The following is a 14,919-nucleotide window of genomic DNA, read 5'->3' as shown; positions in this document are numbered from 1 at the left end:
CGCGGATCGCGTGCACCGCGTCCAGGCGCAGCCCGTCCAGGCGGAACTCCTCCAGCCAGTACAGCGCGTTATGGCGGAAGAAGTCGCGCACCTGCGGCCGCCGGAAGTCGATCGCCGGCCCCCAGGGCGTCAGCCGGTCCTGGTCGAAGAAGGACTTGGCGTAGAGCGACAGGAAGTTCCCGGCCGGGCCGAAATGGTTGTAGACGACGTCCAGCAGCACCATCAGCCCGCGTTGGTGGGCGGCATCGACTAGGCGCTTGAGGTCGTCCGGGCTGCCATAGATCGAGGCCGGGGCGAAGGGCAGCACCCCGTCATAGCCCCAGCCGCGCGCGCCGACGAAATCGGCCACCGGCATCAGCTCGATGGCGGTAACGCCCAGCGTGGCCAGCCGGTCCAGCTGCTGCTCCACCGCGGCGAAGCCGCCGGGCCGGCCGATGGCGCCGCAATGCAGCTCGTACACCACCGCCTCGTGCCAGGGCCGGCCGCGCCAGCCGGCCGCCTGCCAGTCATAGGCCAGCGGGTCCCAGGCCAGGGACGGGCCGAAGGGGCCGCCCTCTTGGGCGCGTGACGCGGGGTCCGGCACCTCGGTGCCGTCGGCCAGGCGGTAGCGATAGGGTGTGCCCGCCGGCAGGCCTGGCACGGTCAGCCCGAACCAGCCATCGTCCAGCCGCTCGAGCGGCCGGGCCTGACGGTCCGGCCCGATCAGAAGGGTCACGGTCTCGGCGTCCGGGGCCCACAGGCGGAAGCGGGTGCCGCCATCCGGCCGCCGCTCGGCGCCGAAGGGCATGGCGTGGGCCGCGCGCTTGGGCTGCGGCGGAGTGAGGATTCGGGCGGCGGCCGGCGGGGTCATCGCCGCGCCTCCAGCCGCAGGACCGGAGTCCGTTCAGCGCCGTCGTTTCGGCGTGCCATCCGGGTCCAACTCCTCCGCCCCTTCCGGCACGCTGCCCGTGCCCTGGCATTCCTGGTCCAGGATCTCCGCCTCCGCCTGGGTCCAGTGCTCCTGCTGCCCGCCTTCCGGGCAGCCGAGGGCTTCCCAGATTTCATAGGCACGCCGTCGGATTCGCTCTTCGCGATCGTCGCTCATGTGCCGCTCCGGATTTCAGTATTGGCCGCCATTATGACCCATTCGCCTCGGTCCGCACCGCAATTCGCGGAAACAAATGTTAAGGTTTTGTAAATTGAAATCTTGTTGCTGCGATCCGCTCTCCTGAGGTGCATGCAGGTTCTCTGCACGCATTATTGTCATGCAAAAGAAATCGCTCCGCCCTGGCTCGGAGGATTTCTTCCTGTTCCGGCGGTGCGCACCGAGGCGGCTGCGCCTGCCGGGTCGTGAGTCTCGAGGAGCCGGTCCGCGGCGATGTCGCCCGCAACCCGGCCTCGTCCGCTTCAATAGCGCCGCTGGGGTTCGGTTCCGCTGCGCTCGGAAAATTCTTTTGGGAGCGGCCGTGTCGGTGGGAAAAGAGTCTTTCCAGGGTCGCAACGATCAAGGCATACTCATCGCAGCAATGGCCGCTTGACGGGTGGAGAGAAGGATTGGTAACGTTCCCACACCCGATCCCGAGAGATCGGGACCAAACTTCACCGGGGAGACGCCTTTGACCGGCAAGCGCCAGCCCACCATCATCGATGTCGCCCGCCTGTCCGGCGTGTCGAAGACCACGGTGGCGCGCGTGCTGTCCGGCGTCGGGGCGGTGCATGCCGAGACCCGCCGGCGGGTGGAGGAGGCGGTCCGCGACTCCGGCTATGAGCGCAACCACCTGGCCTTCGGCCTGCGCACCGGCCGCAGCGGCACCCTCGGGCTGGTGATCCCCGATCTCTCCAACCCCTACTGGGCCGACCTCGCCCGTGGCGCCCAGGACAAGGCCGAGGCCGAGAAGCGGTCGCTGCTGATCTTCAGCTCCGACTGGGATACGGAGCGCGAGCGCCGCCACCTGCAGGCGCTGCGCCAGGCCCGGGTGGACGGCATCCTGATCAACCCTGCCGTGACCGACGACGTCACTTTGCTGCGCCAGGCCGAGGCGCCGGTCGTCGTGCTTGGCTCCAGCGGCGAGCGGTTCCCTGAATTCAGCAGTGCGCGCAGCGACGTGGCCCAGGGCGTGCGGCTGGCGCTGGACCATCTGATCGGCCTCGGGCACCGCCATATCGGGCTACTGATCGGCCGCGACCGGCTGGGCCGCAGCCGCTTCGTCGCCGAGGCCCGCGCCCATTGGCAGCGCCAGGGGCTCGACGTCGCGCTGCTGCCGACGGAGGAGGCGAACTACACCGTCGAATCCGGGCAGGCCGCCACGGCCCGGCTGTTCGAACGCGCGCCTGGCATGACCGCAGTCTTCGCCGCCAACGACCTGATGGCGGTCGGGGCGATCCTGGCGGCCCGCGCCGCCGGCCTGGCCTGCCCGGACGACATCTCGATCATGGGCATGGACGGCGTCGAGGCCGGCAGCTTCACCGACCCCGGGCTGACCACCGTCGACAAGCCGCGCTACGACATCGGCGTCGAGGCCACGCGCCTGCTGCTCGGCGCCATCGATGGCACCGGGGAGACCGCCCATGCCGTGCTGCCGTGCCGGCTGGTCGAGCGCGCCTCGGTGGCGGCGCCCCCGGCCTTGCGAACCGTCCGGAAGAAGAGCGCCTGACATGACCGGCGTCGATCAAAGCTCTCCGGCCCCGATTCCGACCATTCATGGGAACGTTCCCAGCATAAGAGCCGGCCGAGAATCCAGCCTGCGGCGGGCCTGGCGCTGGCGCGGCTACTACCTGATGCTGCTGCCGGGCCTGCTGTACTTCGTGGTCTTCCACTACCTGCCGATCTGGCAGGCCAAGCTGGCCTTCCAGGACTACCGCATCATCGGCCCCAGCGTCTGGGTCGGGCTGAAGCATTTCCGGGCGCTGTTCGACAGCCCGGTCTTCTACCAGGTGCTGTGGAACACGGTGCTGATCAGCGCCATGAAGCTGGTCATCCTGTTCCCGGTGCCGGTGATCGTGGCGCTGCTGGTCAACGAGGTGCAGGGCAGCCGCTTCCGCCGCTTCGTGCAGTCGGCGATCTACCTGCCGCATTTCCTGTCCTGGATCGTCATCGCCGGCGTCTTCATCGCCGTGCTGTCGCCGACCGACGGCACGGTCAACGACCTGCTCGGCCTGGTCGGCTTCGCGCCGGTGCCGTTCATGACCTCGGAAGGCTCGATCCTCTGGGTCCTGGTCTTCTCCGAGATGTGGCGCAGCGCCGGCTGGGATTCGCTGCTGTTCCTCGCCGCCGTGATGGCGATCGACCCGCAGCTCTACGACGCCGCGACGATCGATGGCGCCGGCCGCTGGCGCAAGGTCTGGCACGTCACCCTGCCGGCCCTGGTGCCGACCATGGCGACGGTCTTCATCCTCAATCTCGGCGCCTTCATGAGCGCCGGCTTCGACCAGGTGTTCAACTTCTCCAACGACGCGATCCGCGACCGGATCGACATCCTCGACACCTATGTCTACCGCATGGGCATCCTCGGCGGCGAATACGCCTATGCCACCGCGGCCGGCGTGTTCAAGGCGGTGATCGGCATGGCCATGATCCTGGCCGCCCACTTCGTCGCCAAGCGCATCACCGGCAAGGGGGTGTGGTGATGGCTGCCGCCTCGCGGATCCGCAAGACGCCGTTCGAGCGCATCGAATACGCCATCATCTGCTCCACCCTGCTGCTGATGGTGGTGGTGACGGTGCAGCCGATCCTGAACCTGCTGGCCGTCTCGCTGTCCGACAGCGCCCAGGTGCCGGGAATGAGCGGCCTCGCCGTGCTGCCGCACGGCTTCTCGCTCGATGTCTGGCAGGTGCTGCTGACCCACCCGCAGGTGCTGAAGGGGCTCGCCAACAGCCTCCTGATCACCATCGCTGGCACCGCGATCAACGTCGTCGCCACCACGCTGATGGCCTGGGCGCTGTCGCGCCAGGGGCTGCCGGGGCGCCGGGCGATCCTGGTCTTCATCCTGGTCACCGTGGTGTTCGACCCCGGCGTGGTGCCCGACTATCTGGTGATGAAGCAGCTCGGCCTGCTCAACTCCTACTGGTCGGTGATCCTCTATCGCGGCGTCTTCGCCTGGTACCTGATCGTGCTGATCCGCTTCTTCGAGGAGATCCCGAAGGAGCTCTTGGAGGCGGCGGAGATGGAGGGCGCCTCGCCGCTGCAGACCCTCTGGTACGTGGTGGCGCCGCTGGCGCTGCCGGCGATCGCCACCATCACCTTGTTCTACACGGTGCTGCACTGGAACGAGTACTTCCGGGCGATGATCTACCTGAACGACCCGGGGAAATGGCCGTTGCAGGTGGTGCTGCGCCAGTTCGTGGTCGAGGGCGACAAGTCGCTGATGGTCGGGCTGGACGCCATGAACCGCTACACCGGCGGCAGCCAGATCGACCTGCGAGCGCTGAAGGCCGGGATGATCATCCTGACCCTGATCCCGGTGCTGGCAATCTACCCGCTGATCCTGAAGTTCTTCACCAAGGGCACCATGAGCGGAGCGGTCAAGGGATGACCCGCTGCCATGACCCCCAATCAAAAAGTCGAGGAGGAGACGCAATGAGCAAGATGCTTCTTGGGCCGGCGCTGGCCCTGGTGTTCGCGGCGGCGTTGAACGCATCGGCGCTGGCGGCCGATCCGGTGACGATCCGCGTCGTCAGCAAGGACTTCACCAAGTCGAACCCGGACGACGTCAAGCTGGTGGCGGCGATCGAGGCGGGCATGGCCGCCAAGGGCCATCCGGTCAAGATCGACCTGGTCGACGTGCCGCCCGGCGGCTATGCCGACAAGCTGTCGCTGATGCTGCTGTCGGGCGACATCCCGGACCTGATCTACTTCCAGGGCGGCGACCAGAAGATCGTCGAGCAAGGCCTGCTGGAGGATTGGCGGCCCTGGCTGGACAAGGCGCCGAACCTGAAGAAGGCGCTGTGGGCGCACAACCAGCCGCGGCTCGAGAACTACCCCTATCTGATCTATCCGTTCCCGGTCCGGGCCAAGGTCGGGGTGATGCGCCAGGACTGGCTCGAGAAGACCGGCCTGCCGGCGCCGCAGACCCTCGATGACTGGGAAAACCTGTTCCGCAAGATCGTGGACGGCGACCTCGACGGCAACGGCAAGAAGGACACCTACGGCATCACGGTGGCCACCATCCCGCCGGCCGGAGCGACCGACGAGCTGGACGAGATCTTCAACCAGGCCTTCGGCGTCAGCGCCACTTGGCTGAAGGATTCCTCCGGCCAGTGGATCCATTCCCGCGTGTCGCCGCAGGAGCGCGACAAGATCGCCTATTACCGCAAGCTGTTCGCCGAAGGGCTGCTGGACCCCGACTTCATCACCACGAAGTGGGACACGCGGGAGGACAAGTTCTACTCCGGCCGGGTCGGCGTGATCCTCGGCGTGGTCGGGGTCAACATGGACATCTACCAGGGCAAGATGCGGCAGCTGCATCCGGGCGTGAACCTGGTGCCGCTGGACCCGCCGAAGGGCCCGGGCGGGCAGGGGCTGCGCGCCGTCGACGTCAGCCGCGAGAGCCGCGGCTTCGCCATGTCCGCCATCTCCGAGCACAAGGAGGACGTGGTCGCCCTGATGGACTTCATGGCCAGCCCCGAGGGCCAGCAGATCGACCGCATGGGCTTCGAGGGCGAGGAGTGGGTGAAGGACGGCGGCACCGTCAAGATCACCGACAAGATGGCGACCTGGTATCCGCGCTTCATCATCGACCAGCCGGACGCCTGGAAGCCGCCGGTGCCGCTGCTGTCGGAGCAGGCCCAGAAGTCGATCGACCTGGCCCAGAAGTATTACGCGCCGGACGACAGCTTCGTCTTCCCCAGCGACTACAACGCCCGGCTGGACGCGGTGGAGAACGTCTATCGCAGCTATGTCTGGAAGTTCATCTCCGGCGAGCTGCCGATGGAGAAGTGGGACGACTACGTCGCCGAATGGAACGCCAAGGGCGGCGCCGAGATCACCGACTATGCGAGGACCAAGCTGAATGGAACGAACTGAGGCAGGGCCGTCGCTGAAGGGGCGGATCCAGGGGATGCTCCATGGCGTCGCGTTCGGCGACGCCATGGGCGCCACGATCGAGAAGCTGTCCGCGGCCGAGATCCGGCAGCGCTACGGCCGGGTCACCTCGCTGGATGTCGACTGGCACCGCAAGGACGCGCCGGAGACGGCGCGCGGCGGCCGCATCCGCGGCCACGGCATCGTCACCGACGACACGCTGATGACGCTGTGCCTGATGGCGGTCTATCAGGAGGCGGGCCGCCATCTCGACGCCTGGGACATGGCCGGCGGCATGGTCCGCCAGATCGCCTGGACGCCGCGCTGGATCCCGGAGATGCAGCGCGAGACCATGCTGATCGAGCGGCTGTTCTACCCCGAGAAGTGGATCTTCCAGCGCCACCAGCTGACCAGCTGCGACCCGCGCGAGGGCGGCATCGGCAACATGGTCAATTGCGGCGCCGCCATGTACATCGCCCCGGTCGGGGCGGTGAATGCCTGCGACCCCAAGGCTGCCTATGACGAGGCGGTCGACCTCGCCGCCGGCCACCAGCACAGCTACGGGCTGGAGGCGGCCGGTGTGATGGCCGCCTGCGTCGCCGCCGCCATGGTGCCGGGCACGACGATCGAGGCGGTGGTCGACACCGCCATTGCCCTGGCCAAGGACGGCACCCGCGCCGCCATCGCCGACATCGCCGAAGCGGCGCGGCGGCTGAAGCCGCATCGCGCCGACCACGCCCGGGTGACGGCGGAGTTCCAGTCGGTGATCGGCCGCTATTCCAGCATGGGCGACGACGTCCACCGCCGGGCGGAGAAGGCCGGGCTGCCGACCCATGACTACACCCCGTCGCGCCTGCGCGCGATCGAGGAGCTGCCGCTGGCGCTGGGCTTCTGCCTGATCCATGACGGCGACTTCCGGGCGGCGATCGTTGACGGCGTCAATTCCGGCCGCGACACCGATTCCATCGGCTGCATGGCCGGCGCCATCCTCGGCGCCATGCAGGGCGAAGCGGTGATCGAGCCCGCCGACCGCGACCTGCTGGACCGCGCCAACCGCTTCGACTTGGCGGCGGAGGCCGACCGCTTCCACCAGGCGGCATCCGCCATCCTGGCCGCCGATCTCGACCGCACCCGCCGCCGCGACGCCCAGCGCCTGGCGCTGACCGCCGACCCCGTCCAGCCCGCCCGCGCCGCCGCCGGCCGCTGACCCGCCCGAAGACCGAGAGCCCGGAATGCCCCTGCCCACCGACACCCTCGACCGCATCTATGCCGGCTTCCTCGGCAAGGCCATCGGCGTGCGCCTCGGCGCCCCGGTTGAGCCGACGATCTGGACCTGGGACCGGATCGACAAGACCTATGGCGAGATCACCGGCTATCTGCGCGACTTCAAGAACTTCGCCGCCGACGACGACACCAACGGGCCGGTCTATTTCATCCGGGCGCTGCGCGATTTCGGGCTGGACCCGTCGCCGCAGGATGTCGGCCGCACCTGGCTGAACTATGCCGCCGAACTGCACGGCATGTTCTGGTGGGGCGGCTACGGCATCTCGACCGAGCACACCGCCTTCGCCAATCTCCAGTCCGGCATCCCGGCGCCGGAGTCCGGCTCGATCGCCCGCAACGGCGCGGTGATCGCCGAGCAGATCGGCGGCCAGATCTTCGTCGATTCCTGGGGCTGGGTGTGCCCGGGCGACCCGGCCCGCGCCGCCGACCTGGCCGCCCGCGCCGCCAGCGTCTCGCATGACGGCAACGGCCTGCACGGCGCCCGCTTCGTCGCCGCCTGCATCGCCAAGGCCTTCGTGGCGGAGACGATCGAGGAGGTGGTGGAGGCCGGTCTGGCGACCATCCCGGCCGGCAGCGAATATGCCCGCGTCGCCCATGCGGTGCAGGCCCTGCACCGGGTGAAGCCGAAGGACTGGCGCGCCTGCCGCCGGATGCTGGAGAGCGAGTTCGGCTATGACCGCTATCCCGGCGTCTGCCACATCATCCCGAATGCCGGTCTGCTGATCCTGTCCCTGCTTTACGGCCAGGGCGACCTGTCGCGCACGGTCGAGATCGCGACCATGGGCGGCTGGGACACCGACTGCAACGCCGGCAATGCCGGGGCTATCGTCGGCACCCTGGCCGGCATCGCTGGTGTCGCCGCGCACTACCGCCGCCCGATTAATGACGGCATCGTCGCCTCCGGCATCACCGGGTCGCTCAACATCGTCGACATCCCGAGCTTCTGCCGCGAGCTGGCGGTGCTGGCCCACCGCCTGGCGGGGGAGGAGCCGCCGGCGGAATGGGAGGCGGATATGGAGCGGCGCGGCCTGCGCTTCGACTTCGACCTGCCGGGGTCGACCCACGGCTTCCGCACCGAGCCCGACAACCGCATCGCCCTGTCCTGGTCGGATGAGCGCAAGGCCACTGGCCGCGGCGCCCTCTGCGCCCTGCTGGACCGGCTGGAGCGCGGCGATGGCGGCCGGATCTTCTGGAAACCCTTCTACCGCCGCAGCGATTTTGACGATGAGCGCTATCGGCCGATGTTCTCGCCGGTTGTGGCGACGGGGCAGGAAGCGGTGCTGCGGCTCTGGCTCGACCCCTGGGAGGGCGACGGCCATCTCCGCATCGTGCCCTATGTCCGCCGGGCGATGAGCGGCACGATCGACGAGATCGGCGCTTGGACCCAGCCCGCCGCCGGGGAGTGGCAGGAGCTGCGCTTCACCGTACCGGAGACGGGCGGCGAGGCGGTCGACGAGATCGGCATCAAGGTCGAGTATTTCGGCCGGCTGAAGTTCCTCGGCCGGGTCTTCATCGACGCGTTCGAGGTCTCCGGCGCCGGCTCGGCCCGGCTCGACCCGCGGATCGAGGCGAACGAATGGGGCGGCATCACCCGCTGCACCTGGAACCGCGGCGTCTGGAAGATCGAGGACGGCCGCATCCATGCCCTGACCGCCACCGACGCCGACCTGTGGACCGGCCATCTCTATGCCCGCGACCAGACAGTGACGGCGGAGATCACGCCGCTGGCCGGCGACGGCCACCTGGTCTGCACCCGCGGCCAGGGCAATGAGCGCTGCTATGCCGCCGGCTTCGTCTCGGCCGACGAGGTGGCGATCATCCGCCGCGACTTCGGCGAGACCGTGCTGGCCCGCGCCCCGTTCCGGCGCGAGCTTGGACAGACCTACAGCCTGGCGCTGGAGGCGGTCGGCGACCGGCTGGCCCTGTCGGTCGACGGCGAGGTGCTGCTGGAGGCCCGCGACGCCACCCTGGCCTATGGCATGGCGGGGCTGCGCCTGCCCGCGGCCGGGCGCATGCAGGCCGGCGCGATCGAGATCCGCGAGCGGGCGAATGGCTGAAGCCCGTCCCGCCTGGGCGCGGGCGCCGGGATGATCCCCGCCGGCTATGACGACCGGGTCTATGCCGGATGGCTGGGCAAGTGCATCGGCGTCCGCTTCGGCGCCCCGCTGGAGAATTGGACCGAAGCCCAGATCCGCAGCCATATCGGCGCGCTGGAGTTCTATCTCAGCGAGGATGACGGCCGGTTCTTCAAGCCGGATGACGACACCGCCTTCTCGATGATCCTGGCCCGGATCTTCGAGGATTGCGGCGCCTCGGCGGAGGTGACGACGCAGCAGATCGCCGAGGGCTGGCTGAACTATCTCGGCGACCAGCACGGCACGCTGTGGTGGGGCGGCTACGGCGTCGCCGCCATGCACACCGCCTATGTCAACCTGGCCGCCGGGATCCCGGCGCCGCTGGCGGGGTCGGCCGCGCTCAACGGCCGGATCGTCGCCGAGGAGATCGGCGGCCAGATCTTCGCCGACATCTGGGGCCTGATGGCGCCGGGCCGGCCGGATCTCGCCGCTGATCTGTCGGAACGGGCGGCGCGGGTGGCCTGGGACGGTAATGCGCTGCAGGGCGCCCGCTTCGTCGCCGCCATGGTCAGCGCCGCCTTCGAGCTGCGCGACCCGGCGGCGCTGATCGCGGCGGGGCTGGCCCGGATCGACCGCGACGGCGACTACGCCGCCATGGTCCACGCCATGGTCGAGGCCCATCGCCGATTCCCCGACGACTGGCGCGCCGCCTTTGCCGTGCTGGCGGCCGAGTTCGGCTATGACCGCTATCCTGGCACCGTGCCGATCGTGCCGAATGCCGGCGTCATCGTCCTCGCCTTGCTGTACGGCGGCGGGGATTTCAGCCGGGCGCTGCGGATCGCCGCCATGGCCGGCTGGGACACCGACTGCAATGTCGGCAATGTCGGCGCGGTGATGGGCGTCGCTGTCGGCATCGACGACATCGACCCGGCCTGGCGCCGCCCCGTGAACGACATCCTGGTCAATGCCGGGCTGATCGGCGGCCGCAACCTGATGATGATCCCGCAGGGCGCCGACCTGCTCGCCCGCCTCGGCCGCGTCCTGGCTGGGGTCGAGGCGGGGCGGGGACGCCCCCGGCGCCACGTCCGCCATGCGGGTGCGATGGGCGGCTTCCAGGCCAGGGCAACCGGCGGCCTGGGCCGGCCGATCGAATGGCGGCGCTCGACCGAGATCGATCCGGACGGCGCGCTGGCCGTCGCGATCCGCAAGCTTGCCGGCACCGGCGAGATCCGGCTGTCGACCCGCAGCCATATCCGGCCGTCGGAGCTCAGTGGCAATTTCTACGGCGCCGCCTTCTCGCCGCAGATCCATCCAGGCCAGCGGGTGACGGCGCGGTTGTGGGTACCGCCCGACGCGCCGGCTTCGCTGCGGGCCGGCCTCTATGTCCGCGACGACAACCACGACCGCAGCCACCAAGCCGAGATCACGCCACTGCGGCCGGGCGAATGGCAGGACTTGGCCTTCGACATCCCGCCGCTGGCGGATGCCTGCCTGTCCGAGGCCGGCCTCGTGCTGCGCAATCTCGGCGAGACCTGGGAGGCCGGCTCGCTGCACCTGGCCTGGCTCGACTGGGGCGGCGCGCCGCGCTTCTCGACCAGCTTCGCCCGGGAGCGGCCGCAGACCGGCGGCATCAGCCAATGGACCTGGCTGCGCGGCTTTTGGCGTCTGGAGGAGGGCGGCTATCACGCCAGTGGGCCGGGCCGGTCCGAAAGCTATACCGGCGACGTCGAGTGGCGGGACTATACGGTGACGGCCACGGTCGTGCCGCTGGTTGGCCCCGCCCATGCCGTGCTGGCGCGGGTGCAGGGCGCCCGCCGCAGCTATGCCCTGGCCCTGACCGGCGATGGCGGCCTCACCCTGTTCCGGACCGAAGGCGAGAGCTGCCCGGTGCGGTCTGTGCCCTTCGCCTGGACGCATGGCCGCAGCTATCGCCTGTCGGTCGCCGCGTCCGGCGCCGTCCTGCGCTGCGAGGTCGCCGGCGCGGACGGCTCGGCCAGTTTCGAATGGACCGACGATCGGCCCCTTCGCCACGGTCAGATCGGCCTTGCCAACTGGGGCGGCGCCCACACCCGCTTCACCGCCGTGGAGGTGAGCTGACCGCCGCGACGACAGGCGCGCCCGTTGCGGCTCAGCCGATGTCGAGCGCCTTCTTCCGCGCGACACTGGTGCGGTTGAGAAAATTCGATCTAATTTTTATTGGGATGATAAAGTACTGATGCAGTCTACCTGACGGCATCGGTCTGGTTGAAAATCAGTCGTGAAAATAACCCTTCTGCCGAAAAGGATTGAGCCGCCCGGCTGCCCGAGATCTACTCGCCGGACAAGTGTCCATCGGGGGGAATCGACCATGCGAGCCGCGGCCTTTGCCTGCACCATCGTTGCCGTATTTCTGACGGCCGCCTCGGCCGTCGCGGCGCAGCCGCGCTGGTTCACCTACGATCCGGCGAAGATCGAGCAGGCGCGGGCGAAGATCGCGGCCGGCGATCCGCTGTACCGGCCGTCCTACACCGCGCTGCTGCAGGCCGCCGACAAGGCGCTGGCCAAGGCCGCGCCGTCGGTCACCGACAAGACGCTGACCCCGGCCTCGGGCGACAAGCACGACTATTTCAGCTTTGGCCCCTATTGGTGGCCGAACCCGGACACGCCGACGGGCCTGCCCTATATCCGACGCGACGGCCAGACCAACCCGGACAGCAAGACCGACGCCACCGACAGCGTGCGCCTGTCCACCTTCGGCAGCGACCTGCGCAGCCTGGGGCTGGCCTACACCTTCACCCGAGACCCGAAATACGCCGTCAAGGCGGCGGAGATGCTGCGGGTGTGGTTCATCGCGCCGAAGACGCGGATGAACCCGAACATGACCTATGCCCAGGCCATCCCCGGCATCGTCGACGGCCGCGGCATCGGCATCATTGACAGCCGCGCCTTCATCGACGTGATGGATGCGGTCGAGCTGATCCGCCCCAGCGGCGCGCTGCGCGAGGCCGACTACCAGCTGATCAAGCTGTGGTACCGCATCTTCACCCATTGGCTGCTGACCAGCGAGAACGGGTTCGAGGAGGGCAATTGGCACAACAACCACGGCACCTGGTATGACGCCCAGGTGACGGCCTTCGCGCTGTTCACCGACCAGCCGGAGCTGGCCAAGCGGCAGATCAGGATCGCGGCGCTGCGCCGGGTGGGCGGCCATTTCGACAAGGACGGCCGCCAGGTGGCGGAGCTGGAGCGGACCCGCGCCTTCCACTACAGCCAGTTCAACCTGCAGGCCTTCAGCCGCCTCGGCCGCTATGCCGAGCTGGTCGATGCCGGCCTGACCATTGGCGACACCGACCCGACCGACCTGTGGCATTTCTCGGTGGACAGCCACGGCCTGCAGGCGGGCTACGGCTTCGTCGCCGGCTATGTCACGCCGGCCGGCACCATCGACCCGTCCTGGCCCTATCCGGAGCTGACGCCGGGCGACGGGCTGGACGAGGCACTGGGCAACCTGCTGGCCGCGGCCCGGGCCTACAACGACCCGGCGCTGCGGCAGAAGGCGGCGATCCTGCTGACCAGGTTCCCCGGCAAGATCGATGCGCTGCTGCTGCCGCTCGACTGAGTGGGCCGGCGCCCGGTCACGACACCGGGCGCTGCAGCTCCAGCCGGTCGCCGACGCGCAGCAGGCGCAGCTCCAGCGCCGGCTGGCCGGCGCCGCGCGGCACCGACACCACGGCCTCCTGGCCCGGCGCCAGGGTCGAGACGAAGCGGACCACGCCGCCCGGCGCGTCGGTGCCGGCCGTCACCACGGTCTCGTAACCGGAAGCGGCCGGCTGGTAATAGACGCTGACATTGACCTCGCCGAGCGTGGCGGTCAGGCCGGCGCCGGGCGGGATCACCTCCGCCGCGGCGGCGGAGTGCGTTGCGAAGGCGCCGAACAGGGCGGTGGCGAGCAGGATCTGCGGCAGCCGGCCGGCGGCCGGCGCCTTGCGTTCACGGGTCATGATGAGGTCCTTGGGGGTATGCGAGCGGCGTCAAGCCGCGCTCTGGCCACCATCCACGACGATGGCCTGACCGTTGACGTAGGAGGCCCGGTCCGACAGCAGGAACAGGGCAACCTGCGCGATCTCCTCCGGCTCCGCCAATCGCTTCAGCGGAATGCCGACGGCGAGGGGATGGGATTCGGTGCCGTCCGGATTCTTCACGATCCGGCCCTGCGTCATCTCGGTGCGGGTGATCGACGGGTTGACCGAGTTGACGCGGATGCCATGCGGCCCCAGCTCCACCGCCGCGGCCCGGGCGAGGGAGACGATGCCGCCCTTGGTGGCACTGTAGATCGAGGTGCCGGGCGCGGCGATGCCGGCGAGGACCGAGCCGTTGAACAGGATCGCCCCGCCGCCGCCCTGCGCCTTCATCTGCGCGGCCTCGGCCTTCAGCGCGAAGAAATGGGCCTTGAGGTTGGTGTCGAGCAGGCTGTCCCAGCGCGCCTCGTCGAGCGTCTCGATCGGGCCGCCGCCGGAGATGCCGGCATTGTTGAAGGCCACGTCCAGCCGCCCGAACCGCGCCACCACCTGCTCGATGATGCCGGGGACGGCGTCGATCTGCGTCAGGTCAGCCTGGAGGAACAGCGCTTCGCCGCCGGCCGCGGCGATCTCCGCGGCCACGGCCTCGCCCTCGGCCGCCCGCCGCCCGGTCAGCGCCACCTTGGCGCCCTCGCGGGCGAACAGCACGGCGCTGGCGCGGCCGATACCCGAAGTGCCGCCAGTAACCAGGGCCACCTTGCCATCCAACAGTCCCATGCGATCGCTCCTTCACATGACGATCATAATTCAATGAGCGTTAGATGATGATCATCATCCTTTTTGCAAGAGGGCGGTCGCGGTCCGCGGCCTCTCGGGGGCGATCGGGCCGAGCCGCAGGGCCGCGGTGCGTCGCGACGGCGTGACCACCACACTCCGTTTGGCCGGCGGCCTCAATCCCCCAGTCCTGGGGGATTGAGGCTCAAGCCCCGGTTTCGGGAGATTGGATCCGGGACGCAGGCCCTTTGCGGCCGCCCCCAGGGCCCGGCCAGGGCCGACAGAAAAAGGTCCTGCGCGGCGGAGGCTAACGGCAACGGCTCGTTCCGGGCCGTCTGATAGCCCGGCCCCCCCTTTCCGACAGGAGAATCCCATGAACACATGGCAAGGCACCGACGGCAACGACCATTACCCGGATCCCACCCAGGACAACAGCGGCGACGATTCCCTCTGGGGCCTGGGCGGCAACGACGTGATCGACGGCGGCAACGGCAACGATATCATCCAGGGCGGATCCGGCGCCGACACGCTGTTCGGCGGCGCCGGCATCGACGAGATCAGCTATGTCGACAGCGGCGCCGGCGTGGCCGTCAACCTGACGGCGCTGACCGCTACCGGTGGCGACGCCACCGGCGATGTGATCCACGGCGACATCGAGAGCATCTCCGGCAGCGTCTTCAACGACACCCTGACCGGCTCCGCCGCCGCCAACACCATCTGGGGCGACGCGGGCAACGACGTCATCTCCGGCCTCGGCGGCAATGACACGCTCACCGGGTATACCGGCGAC

At 69.2% G+C, this 14,919-nt stretch carries 13 protein-coding genes; 9 read left to right on the top strand and 4 right to left on the bottom strand.

Annotation, left to right across the window (positions count from 1 at the left end; translation table 11 throughout):
- Positions 1–850, bottom strand: an 850-nt coding sequence (locus tag ABDW35_RS17740) for an alpha-amylase family glycosyl hydrolase (protein ID WP_343715208.1), incomplete at its 3' end; no start/stop codon positions are given.
- Positions 851–883: 33 nt separating this feature from the next.
- A complete protein-coding gene (locus tag ABDW35_RS17735) occupies positions 884–1,084 on the bottom strand; it encodes a DUF2934 domain-containing protein (RefSeq protein ID WP_343715207.1) in 201 nt (66 codons plus the stop codon).
- Positions 1,085–1,595: 511 nt separating this feature from the next.
- On the opposite strand from ABDW35_RS17735, the gene ABDW35_RS17730 reads away from it, so the two are divergent.
- The 8 genes from ABDW35_RS17730 (at position 1,596) to ABDW35_RS17695 (ending at position 12,955) form a co-directional block, all read left to right on the top strand.
- Positions 1,596–2,633 (top strand): LacI family DNA-binding transcriptional regulator, encoded by a 1,038-nt coding sequence (locus tag ABDW35_RS17730; protein WP_343715206.1) that lies wholly within the window; start codon positions 1,596–1,598, stop codon positions 2,631–2,633.
- A 124-nt stretch (positions 2,634–2,757) separates the two neighbouring features.
- Positions 2,758–3,606, top strand: a complete 849-nt coding sequence (locus ABDW35_RS17725) for an ABC transporter permease subunit (protein ID WP_343715205.1) — start codon at positions 2,758–2,760, stop codon at positions 3,604–3,606.
- Positions 3,606–4,511: a carbohydrate ABC transporter permease gene (locus ABDW35_RS17720; protein WP_343715204.1), complete on the top strand. Its 906-nt coding sequence runs from the start codon at positions 3,606–3,608 to the stop codon at positions 4,509–4,511. The genes ABDW35_RS17725 and ABDW35_RS17720 overlap by 1 nt, the downstream gene beginning before the upstream one ends.
- A gap of 44 nt (positions 4,512–4,555) precedes the next feature.
- Positions 4,556–6,001 carry an extracellular solute-binding protein gene (locus ABDW35_RS17715; protein ID WP_343715203.1) on the top strand — a complete coding sequence of 482 codons (1,446 nt, stop codon included), beginning with the start codon at positions 4,556–4,558 and terminating at the stop codon, positions 5,999–6,001.
- Positions 5,988–7,205, top strand: a complete 1,218-nt coding sequence (locus tag ABDW35_RS17710) for an ADP-ribosylglycohydrolase family protein (RefSeq protein ID WP_343715202.1) — start codon at positions 5,988–5,990, stop codon at positions 7,203–7,205. The genes ABDW35_RS17715 and ABDW35_RS17710 overlap by 14 nt, the downstream gene beginning before the upstream one ends.
- Before the next feature lie 25 nt (positions 7,206–7,230).
- Positions 7,231–9,339 (top strand): ADP-ribosylglycohydrolase family protein, encoded by a 2,109-nt coding sequence (locus tag ABDW35_RS17705; RefSeq protein ID WP_343715201.1) that lies wholly within the window; start codon positions 7,231–7,233, stop codon positions 9,337–9,339.
- Between the two features lie 30 nt (positions 9,340–9,369).
- Positions 9,370–11,454 (top strand): ADP-ribosylglycohydrolase family protein, encoded by a 2,085-nt coding sequence (locus ABDW35_RS17700; RefSeq protein WP_343715200.1) that lies wholly within the window; start codon positions 9,370–9,372, stop codon positions 11,452–11,454.
- Positions 11,455–11,704: 250 nt separating this feature from the next.
- Positions 11,705–12,955 (top strand): alginate lyase family protein, encoded by a 1,251-nt coding sequence (locus ABDW35_RS17695; protein ID WP_343715199.1) that lies wholly within the window; start codon positions 11,705–11,707, stop codon positions 12,953–12,955.
- A 16-nt stretch (positions 12,956–12,971) separates the two neighbouring features.
- Here the strand turns inward: ABDW35_RS17695 and ABDW35_RS17690 are convergent, their stop codons facing one another.
- The gene (locus tag ABDW35_RS17690) at positions 12,972–13,337 is read right to left on the bottom strand and encodes a hypothetical protein (protein WP_343715198.1); all 366 of its coding nucleotides are present in this window, start codon (positions 13,335–13,337) and stop codon (positions 12,972–12,974) included.
- 30 nt (positions 13,338–13,367) lie between these two features.
- Positions 13,368–14,132, bottom strand: coding sequence for an SDR family oxidoreductase (locus ABDW35_RS17685; RefSeq protein ID WP_343715197.1), 765 nt, complete (start codon positions 14,130–14,132; stop codon positions 13,368–13,370).
- A gap of 370 nt (positions 14,133–14,502) precedes the next feature.
- Here ABDW35_RS17685 and ABDW35_RS17680 point away from each other — a divergent pair.
- The coding region (locus ABDW35_RS17680) for a calcium-binding protein (RefSeq protein WP_343715196.1) at positions 14,503–14,919 on the top strand (417 nt) is incomplete at its 3' end.

It is taken from the genome of Inquilinus sp. (assembly GCF_039594555.1).
Lineage (GTDB): Bacteria > Pseudomonadota > Alphaproteobacteria > DSM-16000 > Inquilinaceae > Inquilinus.
Note: the sequence above shows the minus strand (reverse complement) of the source record. Positions and strands in the feature narration are given on the sequence as shown.

Bases quoted from the DNA above. Each gene is read 5' to 3' on its own strand.
- ABDW35_RS17735 (WP_343715207.1), bottom strand. From the start codon at position 1,084: ATGAGCGACGATCGCGAAGAGCGAATCCGACGGCGTGCCTATGAAATC.
- ABDW35_RS17725 (WP_343715205.1), top strand. From the start codon at position 2,758: ATGCTGCTGCCGGGCCTGCTGTACTTCGTGGTCTTCCACTACCTGCCG.
- ABDW35_RS17720 (WP_343715204.1), top strand. From the start codon at position 3,606: ATGGCTGCCGCCTCGCGGATCCGCAAGACGCCGTTCGAGCGCATCGAA.
- ABDW35_RS17715 (WP_343715203.1), top strand. From the start codon at position 4,556: ATGAGCAAGATGCTTCTTGGGCCGGCGCTGGCCCTGGTGTTCGCGGCG.
- ABDW35_RS17710 (WP_343715202.1), top strand. From the start codon at position 5,988: ATGGAACGAACTGAGGCAGGGCCGTCGCTGAAGGGGCGGATCCAGGGG.
- ABDW35_RS17705 (WP_343715201.1), top strand. From the start codon at position 7,231: ATGCCCCTGCCCACCGACACCCTCGACCGCATCTATGCCGGCTTCCTC.
- ABDW35_RS17700 (WP_343715200.1), top strand. From the start codon at position 9,370: ATGATCCCCGCCGGCTATGACGACCGGGTCTATGCCGGATGGCTGGGC.
- ABDW35_RS17695 (WP_343715199.1), top strand. From the start codon at position 11,705: ATGCGAGCCGCGGCCTTTGCCTGCACCATCGTTGCCGTATTTCTGACG.
- ABDW35_RS17690 (WP_343715198.1), bottom strand. From the start codon at position 13,337: ATGACCCGTGAACGCAAGGCGCCGGCCGCCGGCCGGCTGCCGCAGATC.
- ABDW35_RS17685 (WP_343715197.1), bottom strand. From the start codon at position 14,132: ATGGGACTGTTGGATGGCAAGGTGGCCCTGGTTACTGGCGGCACTTCG.